Origin of the sequence: Pandoraea soli, assembly GCF_902459595.1 — a bacterium.
GTDB classification, from domain to species: domain Bacteria; phylum Pseudomonadota; class Gammaproteobacteria; order Burkholderiales; family Burkholderiaceae; genus Pandoraea; species Pandoraea cepalis.
Window position 1 is genome coordinate 145064 of record NZ_CABPSG010000001.1, and the last position, 15904, is coordinate 160967.

The following is a 15904-nucleotide window of genomic DNA, read 5'->3' on the forward strand; positions in this document are numbered from 1 at the left end:
ATGCTGGATCTTGGACGCACATTTTTGCAAAGTGTCGAACGCAGTCCGAATGCGCTGGCCATCGTCGACGGGCAGCAGCGACTGACGTATGCACAGTGGTATGAGGTCATACAGCGCACTGCCGCGGGCCTGCGCGAGCTTGGCTTCCAGCGCGGCGATCATCTCCTGGTGGTGTTGCAGAACCGTATCGAGATGGCGACCCTGCACTGGGCCTGCCAGTTCCTGGGCGTGGTCGCCACGCCGCTGAACTGGCGCGCGAAGCCGGAGGAGGTGGACTATTGCGCGACCGACGCCGACGCGAAGGCCGTGGTTTTCGAAACCGTGAGCGCGGCCGCCGTTGCCGAGAGTCCGGTGGCCCAGAAGCTGACGCGCATCGCCGTCAACGGCGCCGAAGGCGGCACCATGGCATTCGGCAAGCTACAGGAGCGCGCTCCCGAGCAGCCCATCCTGCAGGCCGAGAGCGACGACATCTCGCTGATGCTCTACACCTCCGGCACGACCGGCAGGCCCAAGGGGGTACCGCGCCGGCACCGGCATGAGCGCGCCGCGGCCCTGGCCCATGTGGCACAAAACTTGTATCGCCGTGGTGAGCGCACCCTGGGCGTGATGCCGCTGTACCACACCATGGGCGTACGCTCCCTGTTGGCCATGGCGCTCATCGACGGCCTGTTCGTCTGCGTGCCGAAGTTCGACCCTGTCGCCGCATTGCGCTACATCGCCGAGGAACGCATCACCTGCCTTTATCTCGTGCCGACGCTGTACCACGACATGCTGGCCCAGCGCGAGAAGCATCCGTCGGACGTTTCGTCCGTCACCAAGCTGGGCTTTGCCGGTGCGCCCATGCATGATGCCCTGCTGCAGCGACTGAACGACACTTTCAAGCCGGGGCTGTTCGTCAACCACTACGGCTCCTCAGAGGTCTATACCTTCGCCATCGACCAGGAGGCCATGCGCAAACCCGGAAGCGCTGGCCGTGCTGGCATCAATACCCGCATCCGCGTCGTCAAGCTCAATGCCACGTCGCCCGACGATGTCGCTGCACCGAACGAAGAAGGGGAGGTCATTGCAGACCTCGCCGGCGACGAGGCCTTCGAGCGGTACTGGAACCGTCCGGATGCCAACGCGAAAGCGATTCGTCAGGGCTGGTATTTCACCGGTGACACCGGCTACATCGACAACGACGGCGACCTGTTTGTCAGCGGCCGCGTGGACGACATGATCATCAGCGGCGGCGAGAACATTTCACCGGTGGATATCGAATCGGTGCTGTCGCTGCATCCGAAGGTCGATGAAGTCGTTGTGGCTGGCCTCAAGGACGAGCGTTGGGGCCAGCGCGTGGTGGCCTTCATCAAGTGCAAGGAAGTTATCGACCCGACCGAGCTGGATGCGCACTGCAAGCAATCCGACCTGCTGAACTTCAAGCGCCCGCGCGAATACGTCTTCGTGCGCGAGATTCCGAAGTCGCCGGTCGGCAAGGTGCTGCGCCGCAAACTCGTCGCCGGCGAATATGAAGGCGTCGTACCGCCGGCCGACGCAACAACGAACACCAAGTAAGAGAAGAGGAGGCATTGAAAATGGAGGCAGCAAAACGCCAGGCCGTCGCCGGCGACCTGCGCCAATGGCTGGAGCATCTGAGCAACACGGGCCGCCTGGCAGTGCTGCGCGAGAACGTGCCGCTCAAGCATCGCCTGGCCGCCATCGCCAAGCGCCTGGACGGCAAGCAGGCCGCGTTTTTCCCCCTGCCTGACGGTCACGCGATCCCAGTCATTTCCGGTTTCATGGCGAGCCGCGGCTGGATCGCCGAGGCAATGGGCGTGCCATCGTCGGAACTGCTCGGAACCTTCCGCCGCGCGGCCGAGAATCCGCTGCCGTGGCGCGAAGTGCCGCAAGCGCAAGCCACCTGCCAGCAAGTCGTGCATCGCGAGATCGACCTGCATGCACTGCTGCCGATCCCGACGCATAGCGAGCATGACAACGGTCCCTATATCACGGCCGGCATGGTAATCGCCCGCAATCCGGTCACTGGCATTCAGAACGTCTCGATCAACCGCATCCAGGTCCACGCCAAGGATCGCATGGCGATCCTGATGCTGCCGCGCCACCTGCACGCGTTTTATCAGGAGGCGGAAGGGCGCAACCAGGCGTTAGACGTCGCCGTCGTGATTGGCGCCGACCCGCTCACGCTGCTGGCTTCGCAGGCGATCACACCGATCGACCATGACGAGCTGGAAATCGCCGGCGCCCTGCAAGGTGCGCCGCTGCCGGTGGTCAAGTGCTTGACCAACGATGTGCGCGTGCCGGCCAATGCCGAGATCGTCATCGAAGGCAAGATTCTGCCCAAGGTGCGCGAACTGGAAGGTCCTTTCGGTGAGTTTCCGAAGTACTACAGCGAGCAGGAAAACCGCGAAGTGATCGCCGTGGATGCGGTCACACACCGCAACTCGCCCGTGTATCACACCATCATTCCGGCCGAGATGGAGCACCTGCTGCTGGGCTCGATCCCGCGCGAGGCCACGTTGCTCGCTCATCTGCAGCGCAGTCATCCCAACGTGCTCGATGTGCATCTGTCCATCGGCGGCGTCGGCCGCTACCACTTGTTCGTCAAGATGAAAAAGCGTCGCGAGGGTGAGGCGAAGAACGTCATCCTGGCCGCGTTTGGCGCGCACTACGACATCAAGCAGGTCACGGTGGTCGATGATGACGTCGACGTGCATGATCCGCAGCAGGTTGAGTGGGCAGTTGCCACGCGGTTCCAGGCCGATCGCGACCTGATCGTGATCTCGGGCGCGCTCGGTTCGGTGCTCGATCCTTCCACCACGGTGGGCACCGAAGGGCCCAATGGCGAGCCGGCCCCAACCCATATGCAAGGTGTCAGCGCCAAGATGGGCCTGGATGCCACCAAGCCGGTGGTTTACCACGGCCACGTCTTCACCAAGGTCCGCATCCCCGGCGAGAACGAGGTTGATCTGAACGAAGAAGTGCTAAGCGGCGTTGCGGTGAACTGGAACACCCTGAGCCTCGTACGCAAATGAACTCCGCCCCGCCAAAGCGCAAGCTCATCGTCGCCATCACCGGCGCCAGCGGCGCGGTCTACGGCGTGCGCATGCTGGAAATGCTGCGCGCCACGGGCACCTGCGAAACGCATCTCGTGATGTCGTCGTCCGGTGTCATGACCGCGCAGCAGGAACTGAACATGAGGCGTGCCGAGATCGAAGCTCTTGCCGACGTCGTGCACAACGTCAAGGACATCGGCGCCACCATCGCCAGCGGCTCCTTCCAGTCGGCGGGGATGGTGATCGCACCGTGTTCGATGAAGACGCTGGCGAGCATTGCGCAGGGTTTCGCCGATAACCTTGTCAGCCGCGCGGCGGACGTGATTCTGAAAGAGCGGCGCCGCCTCGTGCTGCTCGCGCGGGAAACGCCGCTCAACCTCGCCCACCTGCGCAACATGACGAGCGTCACCGAAATGGGCGGCATCGTCTTTCCGCCGGTACCGGCCTTCTATACGCAGCCGGAAACGCTGGACGACATCGTCAACCATACGATCGGCCGGCTGCTCGACCTGTTCGACATTCCGCATGAAGGTCTGGTCAAGCGCTGGGCCGGCATGGAAAAGCGAAACAGTCACGACGAATAAGCCGGAAATGAAAATTCCAGCGGACAGCCGCCCCATCGGGCAGCGCCGCTTCAACAAGCCACCAAGGAGAACGCAATGACACAAATCAGCCATCCCGCTCAAAGCCTGTTGGAGAACCTCGACGGCTTCCGCGTTGAAATCGACGCCACTCGCCAACGCGCCGACATCATCCTGCAGCGTCCGCCATTCAACATCATCTCCATGCCGGAACGTGACCAGTTGCGCCTGGTGTTCGAAGCGCTGGATGCCGACGACCGTGTCCGCGTTATCGTGCTGCGCGCCGAGGGCGAGCACTTCTCCAGCGGCGGGGACATCAAGGGCTTCCTTGAGGCCAGCCCCGAGCATGTGTCGAAACTGGCATGGAACATTGCCGCCCCGGCTCGCTGCAGCAAGCCGGTGATTGCTGCCAATCGCGGCTACTGCTTTGGTGTGGGGTTTGAAATCTCGCTGGCTTGCGACTTCCGCATCGTCACCGAAACCACGCAATATGCATTGCCCGAGCAGAAGCTGGGCCAGATTCCGGGCTCCGGTGGTTCGGCCCGTCTGCAAAAGATGGTCGGCATCACCCGCACCAAGGACATCGTGATGCGTTCGCGCCGCATCCCCGGCAAGCAGGCCTACGACTGGGGCGTCGCTACCGAGATCGTGCCGGATGTCGAACTCGAATCGGCCACCGATCGACTTGTGGACGAACTGCGTGCGTTCTCGCCGATCGCCCAGCGCACCGCGAAGAAGCTGCTCAACGACACCGAGGATTCCCCGTTGTCCATTGCCATCGAACTGGAAGGGCACTGCTACAGCCGGCTGCGTTCTTCCGACGACTTCCGGGAGGGCGTGGAAGCATTCCACAGCAAGCGAGCGCCGAAGTTCATCGGTTCCTGATCACGGCCACCGACGGAACGGTCAGTGATTTGATCCGCAATGCCGCCGCAAGCCGGCGGCGTTCCGTCATTCTGCATCTGCCGATGAGCGCTCCCCGGTCGTGCCATGCACAGACCCCTCGGCTTGTTGCTGCAGACGCAGGATCATGTTCTTGGCCAGCATTGCCAGGAAGAGCTTGGTTGCCGGATTCAACGGTCGGCGCGGATGCGAGACGGCGACCACCTGCCTGATCAGGCGCGGCGAGACGATGTTGTGAGAACGCAGGCGGCCAGCAGCCAACGCCTGATGCACGGCGATACGCGGCACGATGGTTGCCAACTGGGTTTGCTCCACGAGTTTGATGGTCGCGACCAGGGAGTCAATCTCGAACTTCGGTACAAGCTCGATGGCCTCGTTCTGCGCGAAGCTGTCGATGTTGCTCCGCAGGCCATGCCCGCGGGTGGGTAGCACGAGTTGCAGGCCGAGCGAGGCGACTTGGCGCAGCGTCAGCTGGCGTGGCAGCGTCGACGCATTGCCCGCGCTGGTAATCAGGACCATTTCCTCGTCGACGATGTGCTCGACGGTGAGCGCCAGCGGCCGGCGCGGCTTGTTGACAATGGCAGCGTCGAGATGACCCGCGGTTACCGCATCGATCAACGTGGTACTGTAACCGTCCGCGACTTTCACGCTCACGTCCGGGTATTTCTGCGAGAACGCGCTGAGCGTTTCCACCAGCACGCCTTCAGTGATGGAGGCGATCAAGCCGATGTCGACGTGACCGAGAATTTCACCATCGCTGCATATCAATTGTGCGCGAGCATTTGCGAAGTCGCGCATGATCGGCAGAAAAAGACGGTACATTTCGCGAGCAGCCGCAGTCGGCACCATGCCTTGCTTGGTGCGCTCGAACAACTGCTGACCAAGCTGATCTTCCAGCTTCGCAATCTGCATGCTGAGAGCGGGCTGCACAATGTTCAGACGGTGCGCCGCCTTCGTTACGGTGCCTTCCTCAAAAAGACAGAGAAAATATTGAACCTGACGAAATTCCATGACTCGTGCCAAATAATAGCGCTGCTTGCGATGATCTGATGAGGGACAAGGAGCAATGACGGGGCGCTGGTTGCTAGCACAGTGATCGTGCTTCAGATAAATTCCCGACGAACGTTAAAGATTATCAACAGTGTTGATTGTAGCGGCTAGGCTACATTATTTGGCATGATGCGCGGCCACTCTGATAACTTTCTACGCTTAGAGGGATTGCTGGCGGACGCGACGCTGGACAATGTGGGATTGAAGGATGTTGCGGAGCGAAAGTGGTAAACCCGCAAGCCCAAAATGCGGATTCTATTCGCATAATGTACATTATGTTAAATGAAGAGCGCCGCCGTGCTATGCGTTCCCTGCCGCGGACGCACTTCGCTATGATGCGTCCCGCCAGTCATCGATCACGATTTTCGCTTGTCTTGCTGAGCGGGAACATCGTTCGCCATGGCATCCTAAATTTGAACAAGAACACCTGCTACGCTTGGCGAAAACAGTTCGGCGACATGATCAGCGATGATGTCAAACGCCTCAAAGCATTAGAAACCGAGAACGCGCGCCTCAAGACTTTCGACAGCGGGTACTTTTTTGTACCTGTCCGACGGCCGATCTGTTCCCTCCCCCCTTGACTCGTTTCCAGTCCTGCAGGCAGCCACAGCGTCGGAACGGCAGCATTTCGCCATCGCCACGGTGCGCCGCATGTTCGAACCGAAATGACGACTCTGGGGAAATATCACCATCCCCGCCGCAAAGGACCCATACATGGCCAATGACAAATCACAGATTGTCTGGTTTGAGGAACTGCGACGAACCGACGTTCCGCGCGTCGGCGGCAAGAACGCGTCGCTCGGCGAGATGATCGCAAATCTCGCGAACCGGGGCGTTAATGTCCCACCGGGCTTTGCACTCACAGCCGATGCTTACTGGCGCTTCATCGACGCGAACGGGTTGCAACAGACAATCGCCTCGGTGCTCGGCGAATTGGGTGACTGCAAGCTTTCCCTGGCCGAGGCCGGACAAACAATCCGCCGGGCCATGCTTCGGGGCGATTGGCCAAAGGAGACCGCCGAGGCTATCCGGCTCGCTTACGACGAGTTGAACCACCGCACGGGACAGGCCGACCTGGACGTCGCCGTGCGATCGAGTGCGACCGCCGAGGATCTGCCGGACGCGAGCTTTGCCGGGCAGCAGGAAACCTATCTCAACATCCGCGGCGAGCGTGCGTTGCTCGATGCCTGCCGGCAATGCTACGCGTCGCTTTTTACAGACCGGGCGATCAGCTACCGCCAGGCGAAGGGCTTCGATCATCTGAAGGTCGCGCTGTCAGTCGGTGTGCAACGTATGGTGCGATCCGATCTGGGGGGCGCCGGTGTCGTGTTCTCCATCGACACGGAGACTGGATTTGACAAGTCCGTCCTGATCAATGCGGCCTGGGGGCTCGGCGAGAACGTGGTCCAGGGCGCGGTCGATCCTGACGAGTATGAGGTATTCAAACCGCTTCTGTCGGAGCCATCGTTGGCGCCTATCGTCGGGAAGAAGCTGGGCGACAAAGTTCTCAAGATGATCTACACGAGCGAGACCGCGCGACCGACAAAGAACGTCCCGACATCGAAAGCCGAGCGCACGACCTTCGTTTTGAGCGATCAGGAGATCCTGACCTTGTCGCGATGGGCCTGTGTGATCGAGCAGCACTACGGCCAGCCGATGGATATCGAATGGGCAAAAGACGGCCATACCCGGGAGCTGTTCATCGTGCAGGCCCGGCCGGAGACGGTCGAGTCACGTCGCGAAGCCAGCGCAGTGAAAACCTGGCGCATCAAGAAGGCAGGTCGCAAGCTCATCACCGGGATAAGCATCGGCGAAGCCATTGGAGCCGGCAACGTCTGCGTTATCGAAAGCCCGCGCGACATGGGGCGCTTCGTCGACGGCGCCATCCTCGTCACCCGGACCACGGACCCGGACTGGGTGCCTGTTATGCGGCGCGCCGCGGCCATCATCACCGACCAGGGCGGCCGCACATCACACGCCGCGATCGTCAGTCGCGAACTAGGGCTTCCGGCCATCGTGGGTGCGGGCAATGCGACCCATCTGCTGCACGACGAGCAGGTGGTGACTGTGTCCTGCGCGGAAGGCCGCGAGGGATTCGTCTACGAGGGCACCGCCGACTTTGAGGTCGAGGAGATCGATTTTGGCCGTATCCCGACGACACGCACCAAGGTCATGCTAAACCTCGCCAATCCGGCGGCAGCGTTTCGCTGGTGGCGGATTCCGGCAGATGGTGTCGGGCTCGCACGAATGGAATTCGTAGTGAGCAATTCTATAAAGATCCATCCGATGGCGCTTGTGCGCTACGAGACACTCAAGGACGAAGTCGCCAAGCAGACCATCGCCGCGTTGACGGCGGGGTACGAAGACACGACGGAGTACTTCGTCGATCGTCTCGCACGTGGATTGGGACGGATTGCCGCGGTGCAGCACCCCCATCCCGTTGTCGTTCGCATGAGCGACTTCAAGACCAACGAGTACGCGAACCTGATCGGCGGCGCGGAATTCGAGCCGAAGGAGGAGAATCCCATGCTCGGATTCCGAGGTGCCTCACGGTACTACTCTCCCCGCTACCGGGAGGGTTTCGCGCTCGAATGCCGGGCCATTTGCCGCCTGCGCAACGAGATGGGCTTCAGGAATGTCATCGTCATGATCCCATTCTGCCGCTCAACAAAGGAGGCAGACCGCGTGCTCGAGGTCATGGCCGAGAACGGCATCAGGCGCGGCGAAGCCGGACTCAAGATCTACGTAATGTGCGAGATCCCGTCGAACGTGATTCTGGCGAAGGCTTTCGCGCAACGCTTTGACGGGTTCTCGATTGGCAGTAACGACCTCACGCAACTGACGCTCGGCGTTGATCGCGACTCGGCGGATCTTGCGGAACTGTTCGATGAGCAGGACGACGCCGTCAAATGGATGATCCAGAGCGTCATCACGCAGGCACACAAAGCCGGCGCCGACGTCGGTTTGTGCGGACAGGCGCCGAGCGACCACCCGGAGTTTGCCGTCTTCCTTGTGGGATGTGGCATCGATTCCATTTCGGTGAGTCCTGACAGCTTCATCGCGGTCAAGCGCCGCGTGGCTGCCGCGGAGGGGGTGGCGCCGAAGGCCCCGGCAATATAGCGATGTACGGGCCCATCCCGGCAAGGCGGGATCGGCCACGACAGGCATTGTCACCGTGAAGACGCGCAACCCGGCCGAAGACATAGCGGCCGGATTGCGCGATCGCATACGGCTATTGTCGCGCTGACCTCGCGCCCGCCACCACCGCATCCCCTGTGGACCTATCGAGAGATCGGTTCGAAACCCGAGTCGCCTCCACGTCAAGCAATGGCTGAAGCACCGGTGCCATGGACTTCAACAACTGCACCGCCATCGCACTCGTAAAGTCGTAGCGTGCCGCATATGGCTCGTGCACATAGGCGGTGAGCGCACCAAAAAAACGATTGCCGATCACGAAGACGAAGGTTGCCGTCCGATTCACCTTGCGCGATTCGATTAGTCGACGCCCTCGCGAGAATACGTTGAAGCGCTGATCGCCAGTACCTGTCTTGCCGTAGACATCCAGCCCCCGACCGTTAGAGACCGGCATGCCGTCCGCCAACCGCTTCGCCGTGCCGCCAAGGACTACGTCGCGCAACAGTCCGTGCACCACTTCGACGATCTCGGGCGACAGCGCCGTCTGTCCGCCAACGGGCGCGTGCACGAAATGCGTCTCGTAGGGCGTGTTCTGCGCGAAGTCGAGCGCGGTGAGGTTCCGGGCTGGCAACGCCGTGCCGCCGCTCGCGACGATCCCGATCAGTTGTGCGAGCGCGGCGGGTCGATCACCCGACGCGCCTATCGCCGCGGCATACGACGGCGTGATCGCCGCAAACGGATAACCCAGCGCGCGCCACGATGTGCCGATTTCCTCATACGCCTGCAACTCCACCATGCGCCTGATCCGGCGATCCTGCGTCGCGCGATAGCGCGTTTTGAAGAGCCACGAATACGCAGCGACGCGTGCATCGCGGCTGGCGGCTTGCACATCCGCTTCCGTCGCATCCGGATGATCGCGCAGGTAGTTGACCGTCCACAGTTCGAGCGGATGCACGCTGGCGATATAACCTCGGTCGTTCAGGTTGAACCTGTCGATGCCGTACTTCACGTAGAGCTTCGCGAGATCCTCGGGCGTCAGCAACGCCGCTGGCGTGCCCTTGAGCGTGGCGCGCATCTGCGCGTCAAACCATGTTTCGGCTGCGTCGGGCGCGACGCTGCGCAAGACCGTTGCAATCTTCGGCGGCGACTTGCGCACTTCGTGCAGCAGCGTCGCCAGCGCCTCGTCGGGCGTCTTGCCGTGGTATTTCGCATAGAAGCGACGCTCGTAGACGCGGCTTTCCTGACCGGCAAACCGCATAAGATACTTTCCGCGCACGACCGGGTCGTCGAGCCATTGCGATGACGGCCCCGCGGTCTGGATCATCTCGTAGCGCACGATATCTCGCATCAGTCGCACGAACACCAGATTCACCGAACGCTGGAACGCCCGATGAACGGTGAGGATGCTGCCGTTGTCCGTCGCGTCAAAATTGGTGAATGTCTGCGCACCACCGCCCGTATAAAACGTCTCGCCAGTGCTCGCGGAATACTTGCGTTCGACGGCGGCATTGAGCATTGCGCGCAGCGAGCGATCCGGCGTGTGCGACAGATAATCGAGCGCCCAGCGCGTCAGCACGTCCTGCCTGTCGGGTTTGACGTGGCGCCGATCATCCGTGCTCATCGGCGCGTAGCGCGCGTGCAATTCCGAAACGATTTGCAGATACGTAATCAGCGTGCGTAGCTTGGCCGTCGAACCGAGATTCAGGCGCGCGCCCTGGTTGACGTCGAACGGCTGGTTCACGCTGTCAGTCTGCACGCGCATGAGGTTCGCGCCGTGACTCCGCTCGAACAGCGTGAAGCTGAAGGCAATTCGCGACGGATCGTCCTGCGGGCGCAGCATCTCGAAGCCATACAGGCCTGCCGCCTTCGCACCCCCGGGGGTGGTGGCAAGCGCGAGCCTTTCGCCAACCGCCTGCTGCACCCGGTCGTCAAGTGTCGCGTGTACGGAGAGGTCGAGGCGGTCGAGATCGTAGAAGCTCGCCACGCCGAGCGTATTGAGCAAATCCGCACGCAACGCAGTCACCGCCTTGCGCGTGACAAACGATGCCTGCGGGTGAGTCGGGCTCGCGTGCTTCAGTTCGAGATGGACCATGAGTGCGGCGTCGCGCAGCGGCGTCGAGATGATCCCGTTGCTCGCCAGCAAGCGCACATAGCTGTCCGTCAGTTGTTCGAGCGCGGCGTTGTTCCGGCTCAGGAAATATGACGGCGCGCGCTGCGCAATGATCAGCGACAGCGCCTGTTTGAACGCGATCGCCTGCGCACCGAGTGTGTCGGCATGCGGAGGTGCCGACAGCAGGCGATTCACGTCGTCGAAGTCGCGTCCATACCAGATCGCGAGGCCGTCGCCGATGCCCTCGATTTCGCCCATGCCGGGCTGCGCGGCAAGCGGCACCGTGTTCAGGTAGCTGACGACGATCTGCCTGCGCGCCGGTAGCGTCATCGGGCCGCCGAGATAGGCGCGTACGGACGCAGACGCGATTTGCCGCAATTTTTCCGGCGGCGTCGCGGTGCGGCCGCGGGGCGAATGACGGAATTTTTCGATCTGGGTGGCGAGGGTGCTACCGCCCGGGCTCGGCTGGCTCCTGATGAACATGCGCACGCCCCGGTCGTACAACGCACGACTGAAACGTCCCCAGTCGATTGCCGGGTTGCGGCTCGGCTGATTTGCATCTAGCAAACTTCGGTCCTCAATGAATAGCAACGCGTTGACGATCAGTGGCGGAATCGCCTCGAAGCGGCTGTAGATTCGCTCTGGGTAGCGTGCGCTATAAAGCGGTATTCCCGTTGCATCGAACAGTTGCAGTCCAGCCTGATCCTTTTCCTCGTAAGGTAGAAACAGCCCATGGTCTGCCACTGACGTCATCATGGGTGAGTCGCGCGCCTGTGCCGTAATGGAAAAGCCGCGGTCGGCCAGGCGCCGCGCGAAGGTGGGCAACGACGCGTAGCCGAGACGCATGTCGTACGGACCGCCGGCTACCGGGAATCGGACGGTGTCGCTTGGGCCGTCGGCAACCGCGAAGTGGATGTCGTGTCCCAGTTCGGACAGGTAGCGCGCCTGCATCCGCGAGGTTCCGATTTCGATTCGAAGAAGTTGCGCCGCGATCGCAAGGACGATCACAAAACCGGCGAGCAGCAGCCACTTGATCCACCGCACAGAAGATGGGGTGGCAGCTGCGCGAAGCGGTACTTGAATCAGATGCCGATCCATGATTGGGTCTTCCGGGCAGCACGAGCCATGCCGATGTTAGTCGAGCACATTTCCCTGATAAACCGCCATGCGGAGTTTCCCGCGCATTGTCTCTGTTCACCTCAAACCATCCACTGCTTGCTCCGGAGTCAGCATCGGCGGCAAAATCCGCCATCCTCTCCCAGGCGGGTCAGTTTTACGTCGGCGCTAACAGCGACTCGGGAATGTCACAACGAACGTCAGAATGCGCTGACACCACAGCGCGATATTCCCGTCCGCCAGCGTCGGCTACCGAACCGATTGCCCCGGCCAAATGACGCATTGTGGAACTCTCAACTATGCCGTTTGAGTGTGCAAGCCATGAAACCGCCGCGCTTCTGCGCGCCGATAGCCATGGCACACAAACCTTCGCAGAAGCGCACGCAGGCAGCGGGATGGCATATCTCTTTCACACATCTCGACCGCACTGTGCTGATGACTCGCCTCAGGCCGTCGTCGACACTACGACAGTTCATAAATTTCCAATCCGAACTCCCTGAGGGGGCAACGATTCAGATCGGCCGTACTCGTCATCTAGGCGATAGTGCCGGGAGGCTAGTTAAATGAACAATGCCAAATGTATGTTGTCTTGGGGAATTTCCGTTCTTGTCATCGCGGCCAGTTTGAGCGGCTGCGCGGGGATGTCGCGGCGCGGCACAGATACTGCGGTAGGCGCAGGCGTGGGTGGGGTGGCCGGCGCAGTACTGACCGGCGGGAGTGCGGTGGGCACCGTCGGGGGCGCTGTTGTCGGTGGCGTCGTTGGGAATGTGATCGGCAAATAGCATTCGCCGTCTTCCCTTGCCGAGTCCTTTTCGAAATGATGAGCATACCGCCGCCGCGGAGCACGGACGGCCGGCCCCTCGGTTGACGAGCGTACCGACCAGATTGGCAAAATCGCCTGATGTGACCGAGATATTCGGTCGGTCTCCCCTCACGGGGTGGATATCGTGCCGCTCGACCGCACTGCACTCCATAAGAACCAATCGCTCTGGGAGAAGCTGGGACCAGGGTTGATTGCCGGCGCGGCAGACGATGACCCGAGCGGCGTCGCCACCTATTCCCAGGTAGGCGCAGCATTCGGCTACGGCTTGCTGTGGACGGCTTTGGCGACGTATCCGCTCATGATCGGAATTCAGGTGGTGAGTGCGCAAATCGGTCGCGTCACCGGGGACGGCATCGCGGCGAATATTCGAAAGCACTACCCCGGCTGGATACTGTATGTCCTCGTTGGACTTTTGCTTGTGGCAAACACGATCAACATCGCGGCGGATGTCGGTGCGATGGGGGCGGCATTGAAGCTCCTGATCGGTGGTCCGGCTGTCTGGTACGCGGTCGCTTTCGGCATGGGGTCGCTGACGTTGCAGGTTTTCATCCCGTTTCCGCGTTATGCCCCCATTCTTAAGGTGCTTACGCTTGCGCTGCTCGCGTATGTGGCCACGGTCTTCAGTGTCAAGATTTCTTGGGGGGACGTGCTGTATCGGACCGTAATTCCCGATCTGTCATTCAACGGCGGCTACATCGTGGCGGTTGTCGCGGTGTTCGGCACGACCATCAGTCCCTACATGTTCTTCTGGCAAGCGTCTCAGGAGGTGGAGGTCCAGCGCGCAACAAAGGGGCAGGAGCCGCTGACCGAGGCCCCATCGCAAGCGCGGCGAAACTTGCGCCGCATCAGAATCGACACCTATATCGGAATGGCGTTCTCGAACGTGATCGCCTTCTTCATCATACTGACTTCCGCTGTCACGCTATATCAGCACGGAGTGAGAGACATCCAGACGTCGGCGCAGGCAGCCGCAGCCCTACGGCCGCTTGCCGGCGAAGTCTCGTTCCTGCTGTTCTCTGCCGGCATTATCGGATGCGGGCTGTTGGCGGTGCCGGTGCTGGCGGGTTCGTCGGCCTATGCAGTCGCCGAGGCTTTCGAATGGCGCATTGGTCTGGGGCGCGAAGTCCTACAGGCACGTGGGTTCTACATGATATTGACGCTCGCCACCCTGCTAGGTCTGGCGTTGAATTTCACCGCCATTGATCCCATCAAGGCGCTCTTCTGGAGCGCCGTGATTAATGGCGTAATTGCCGTCCCGATCATGACAATCTTGATGCTGATGGCGGGCAGACGCGACGTGATGGGTAAATTTGCGATCAGTCTGCGGCTAAAATCGCTGGGCTGGCTAGCCACCGGCACCATGGCTTGCGCAGTCCTCACCATGTTCGCCACATGGGGGCGGTGAGTTGTTTGCGTGCCGAAGCACGTGACGCGATTGCTATGCCCTTTCCAATAGGTGCATTGCTGTGCAACGATGACTGCGTGTTCGATATCAGACGCGGGGAGCGTCCAGCACGCCATAGTTCGTACGCTTACGTACGGATCATCGTTGGAGTTGGGCCTATTGTGAATGACGCGACAAGCGCTCAGGACGCGAGTTCACTCGGACTAATGCCTGGAAGTTGCGGGCGAGGACAACGACCATGAGAGGCCACAAGCAATTAAGCAAGCGAATGATCGCCTTGCAACTGGCGATCCGCGAGACTCGGCTTTCTCTCACCAAGCAGGAGCGTGACCGGTATCAGGCGGCAGTTCTTGTTTGGGAAGAGGAAGGCGGACGATCGTCCCGATGGCTACCCGCCCTGGATTTTTTCATCCATGCGTGAAAGGATCGCCGAAGGCTCTCTGGCAATGAGTGATTGACATTTTCATTACGGCGGAAAAAAATTCAGAAGTGAGCTGTTGAGCGGCAACAGCTCAGAGCAACCGCCAGGGAGCCCTGCCACGCAGAGCCTCGTTCAATCATGGTAGCGCCATCGATTCACTCAACGCACTCATTACGCAGCGATTCAGACGCGCACGTGTCCGATCTCAGGGCATGGAAGAGAGGAAAGGCATGCTTGCGCAACCGAACAAAGACGCCAACGATCTGCTGTCCGTCTTGCCGGACGACGAGTGGGCGCGAATCGCCCCAGAGTTGACGTTGATCGAAATGCCACTTGGCAAGGTCATTTACGAGTCTGGAGACCGTCTGGATCATGTGTATTTCCCTACCACAGCAATCGTTTCATTGCTTTATGTGATGGAAGACGGCTCGTCGGCCGAGATTGCCATTGTGGGCAAGGAGGGTGTCGTCGGCATCGCCCTCTTCATGGGCGGCGAAACAACGCCGAGCCGAGCGATCGTGCAAAGCGCCGGGTACGCCTATCGGCTGAGCGCCCGGTTGCTCAAGGAAGAGTTCAGGCGCGCTGGACCCATGCAACGTTTGCTATTGCGCTATACCCAGGCATTGATTACGCAAATGGCGCAAACGGCCGTCTGTAACCGCCACCACTCGATCGACCAGCAACTGTGCCGTTGGCTGTTATTGAGTCTCGATCGCCTGCCGTCCAACGAGTTGCGGATGACACAGGAGTTGATCGCCAACATGCTGGGCGTACGCAGATCCGGCGTCACGGAAGCCGCGCTCAAGCTTCAGACAGCCGGGCTTATCCGTTACAGCCACGGGCATATCGAAGTGCTGGACCGGGCCGGACTCGAAAAGCGTGTCTGCGAGTGCTATGGTGTGGTGAAACGGGAGTTCGATCGATTGCTTCCCGAGATCCAGGCCATTTGACGTCGCCCCCGCCAGCGGGAGTGTCAACGAGCGTTTCATCGAGTCTTGCCGCACTGGCATTTCGTTCGCCCCAACCCGCTGTAATCGGGAATGTCTGCCGTTGGCCGAGTTAGCGGTGCGATTCACAGTGTCCAGCGTCTCGCCCCTAGTCCCCACCGCCTTGCCGCCTTTCACGAGGCGCTTGTCCTGTTTGCTCCGGTGCAGGTTGTCCGCGTTGTCCGCGCGACACTTGCGCGGGCTCTGAACGGGGCTCCACTTATCTTTCTCGTCCCGGGCCGCCCCCGCGGTCGTAACCGCCGTGGCCATCTCCCCCACGACCATAACCGCCGTGGCCATCTGCCCCGTGGTCGTAACCGC

General features: G+C 61.0%; 11 protein-coding genes and 1 pseudogene. 10 read left to right on the top strand and 2 right to left on the bottom strand.

The annotated features are described in order from the left end of the window. The 4 genes from PSO31014_RS00560 (at position 1) to PSO31014_RS00575 (ending at position 4519) form a co-directional block, all read left to right on the top strand. Positions 1-1554 carry an AMP-binding protein gene (locus PSO31014_RS00560; protein ID WP_150550381.1) on the top strand — a complete coding sequence of 518 codons (1554 nt, stop codon included), beginning with the start codon at positions 1-3 and terminating at the stop codon, positions 1552-1554. A gap of 20 nt (positions 1555-1574) precedes the next feature. Then, complete coding sequence (locus tag PSO31014_RS00565; RefSeq protein WP_150549822.1) at positions 1575-3032, top strand: UbiD family decarboxylase; 1458 nt, start codon at positions 1575-1577, stop codon at positions 3030-3032. Continuing rightward, the gene (locus tag PSO31014_RS00570) at positions 3029-3637 is read left to right on the top strand and encodes a UbiX family flavin prenyltransferase (protein ID WP_150549823.1); all 609 of its coding nucleotides are present in this window, start codon (positions 3029-3031) and stop codon (positions 3635-3637) included. The genes PSO31014_RS00565 and PSO31014_RS00570 overlap by 4 nt, the downstream gene beginning before the upstream one ends. Before the next feature lie 75 nt (positions 3638-3712). Beyond that, positions 3713-4519: an enoyl-CoA hydratase/isomerase family protein gene (locus tag PSO31014_RS00575; protein WP_150549824.1), complete on the top strand. Its 807-nt coding sequence runs from the start codon at positions 3713-3715 to the stop codon at positions 4517-4519. A 66-nt stretch (positions 4520-4585) separates the two neighbouring features. Here PSO31014_RS00575 and PSO31014_RS00580 read toward each other — a convergent pair whose 3' ends face one another. Then, positions 4586-5548 (bottom strand): LysR family transcriptional regulator, encoded by a 963-nt coding sequence (locus PSO31014_RS00580; protein ID WP_150549825.1) that lies wholly within the window; start codon positions 5546-5548, stop codon positions 4586-4588. A gap of 374 nt (positions 5549-5922) precedes the next feature. Here PSO31014_RS00580 and PSO31014_RS22860 point away from each other — a divergent pair. After that, positions 5923-6105, top strand: a pseudogene (locus tag PSO31014_RS22860) (transposase); the annotation flags it as partial. 196 nt (positions 6106-6301) lie between these two features. Continuing rightward, positions 6302-8707: a phosphoenolpyruvate synthase gene (gene ppsA / locus PSO31014_RS00590; RefSeq protein ID WP_150549827.1), complete on the top strand. Its 2406-nt coding sequence runs from the start codon at positions 6302-6304 to the stop codon at positions 8705-8707. Between the two features lie 112 nt (positions 8708-8819). Here the strand turns inward: ppsA and PSO31014_RS00595 are convergent, their stop codons facing one another. Continuing rightward, entirely contained in the window at positions 8820-11930 is a 3111-nt protein-coding gene (locus PSO31014_RS00595) for a transglycosylase domain-containing protein (protein ID WP_150549828.1), read from the bottom strand. A gap of 659 nt (positions 11931-12589) precedes the next feature. On the opposite strand from PSO31014_RS00595, the gene PSO31014_RS22890 reads away from it, so the two are divergent. The 4 genes from PSO31014_RS22890 (at position 12590) to PSO31014_RS00615 (ending at position 15547) form a co-directional block, all read left to right on the top strand. Next, positions 12590-12730, top strand: a complete 141-nt coding sequence (locus PSO31014_RS22890) for a glycine zipper 2TM domain-containing protein (protein WP_224785787.1) — start codon at positions 12590-12592, stop codon at positions 12728-12730. Between the two features lie 165 nt (positions 12731-12895). Beyond that, positions 12896-14176 carry an NRAMP family divalent metal transporter gene (locus PSO31014_RS00605; protein WP_246176172.1) on the top strand — a complete coding sequence of 427 codons (1281 nt, stop codon included), beginning with the start codon at positions 12896-12898 and terminating at the stop codon, positions 14174-14176. A 238-nt stretch (positions 14177-14414) separates the two neighbouring features. Then, positions 14415-14597 (top strand): hypothetical protein, encoded by a 183-nt coding sequence (locus PSO31014_RS00610; protein WP_150549831.1) that lies wholly within the window; start codon positions 14415-14417, stop codon positions 14595-14597. 230 nt (positions 14598-14827) lie between these two features. Further along, positions 14828-15547, top strand: a complete 720-nt coding sequence (locus tag PSO31014_RS00615) for a Crp/Fnr family transcriptional regulator (RefSeq protein WP_150550382.1) — start codon at positions 14828-14830, stop codon at positions 15545-15547. Positions 15548-15904: the final 357 nt, after the last annotated feature.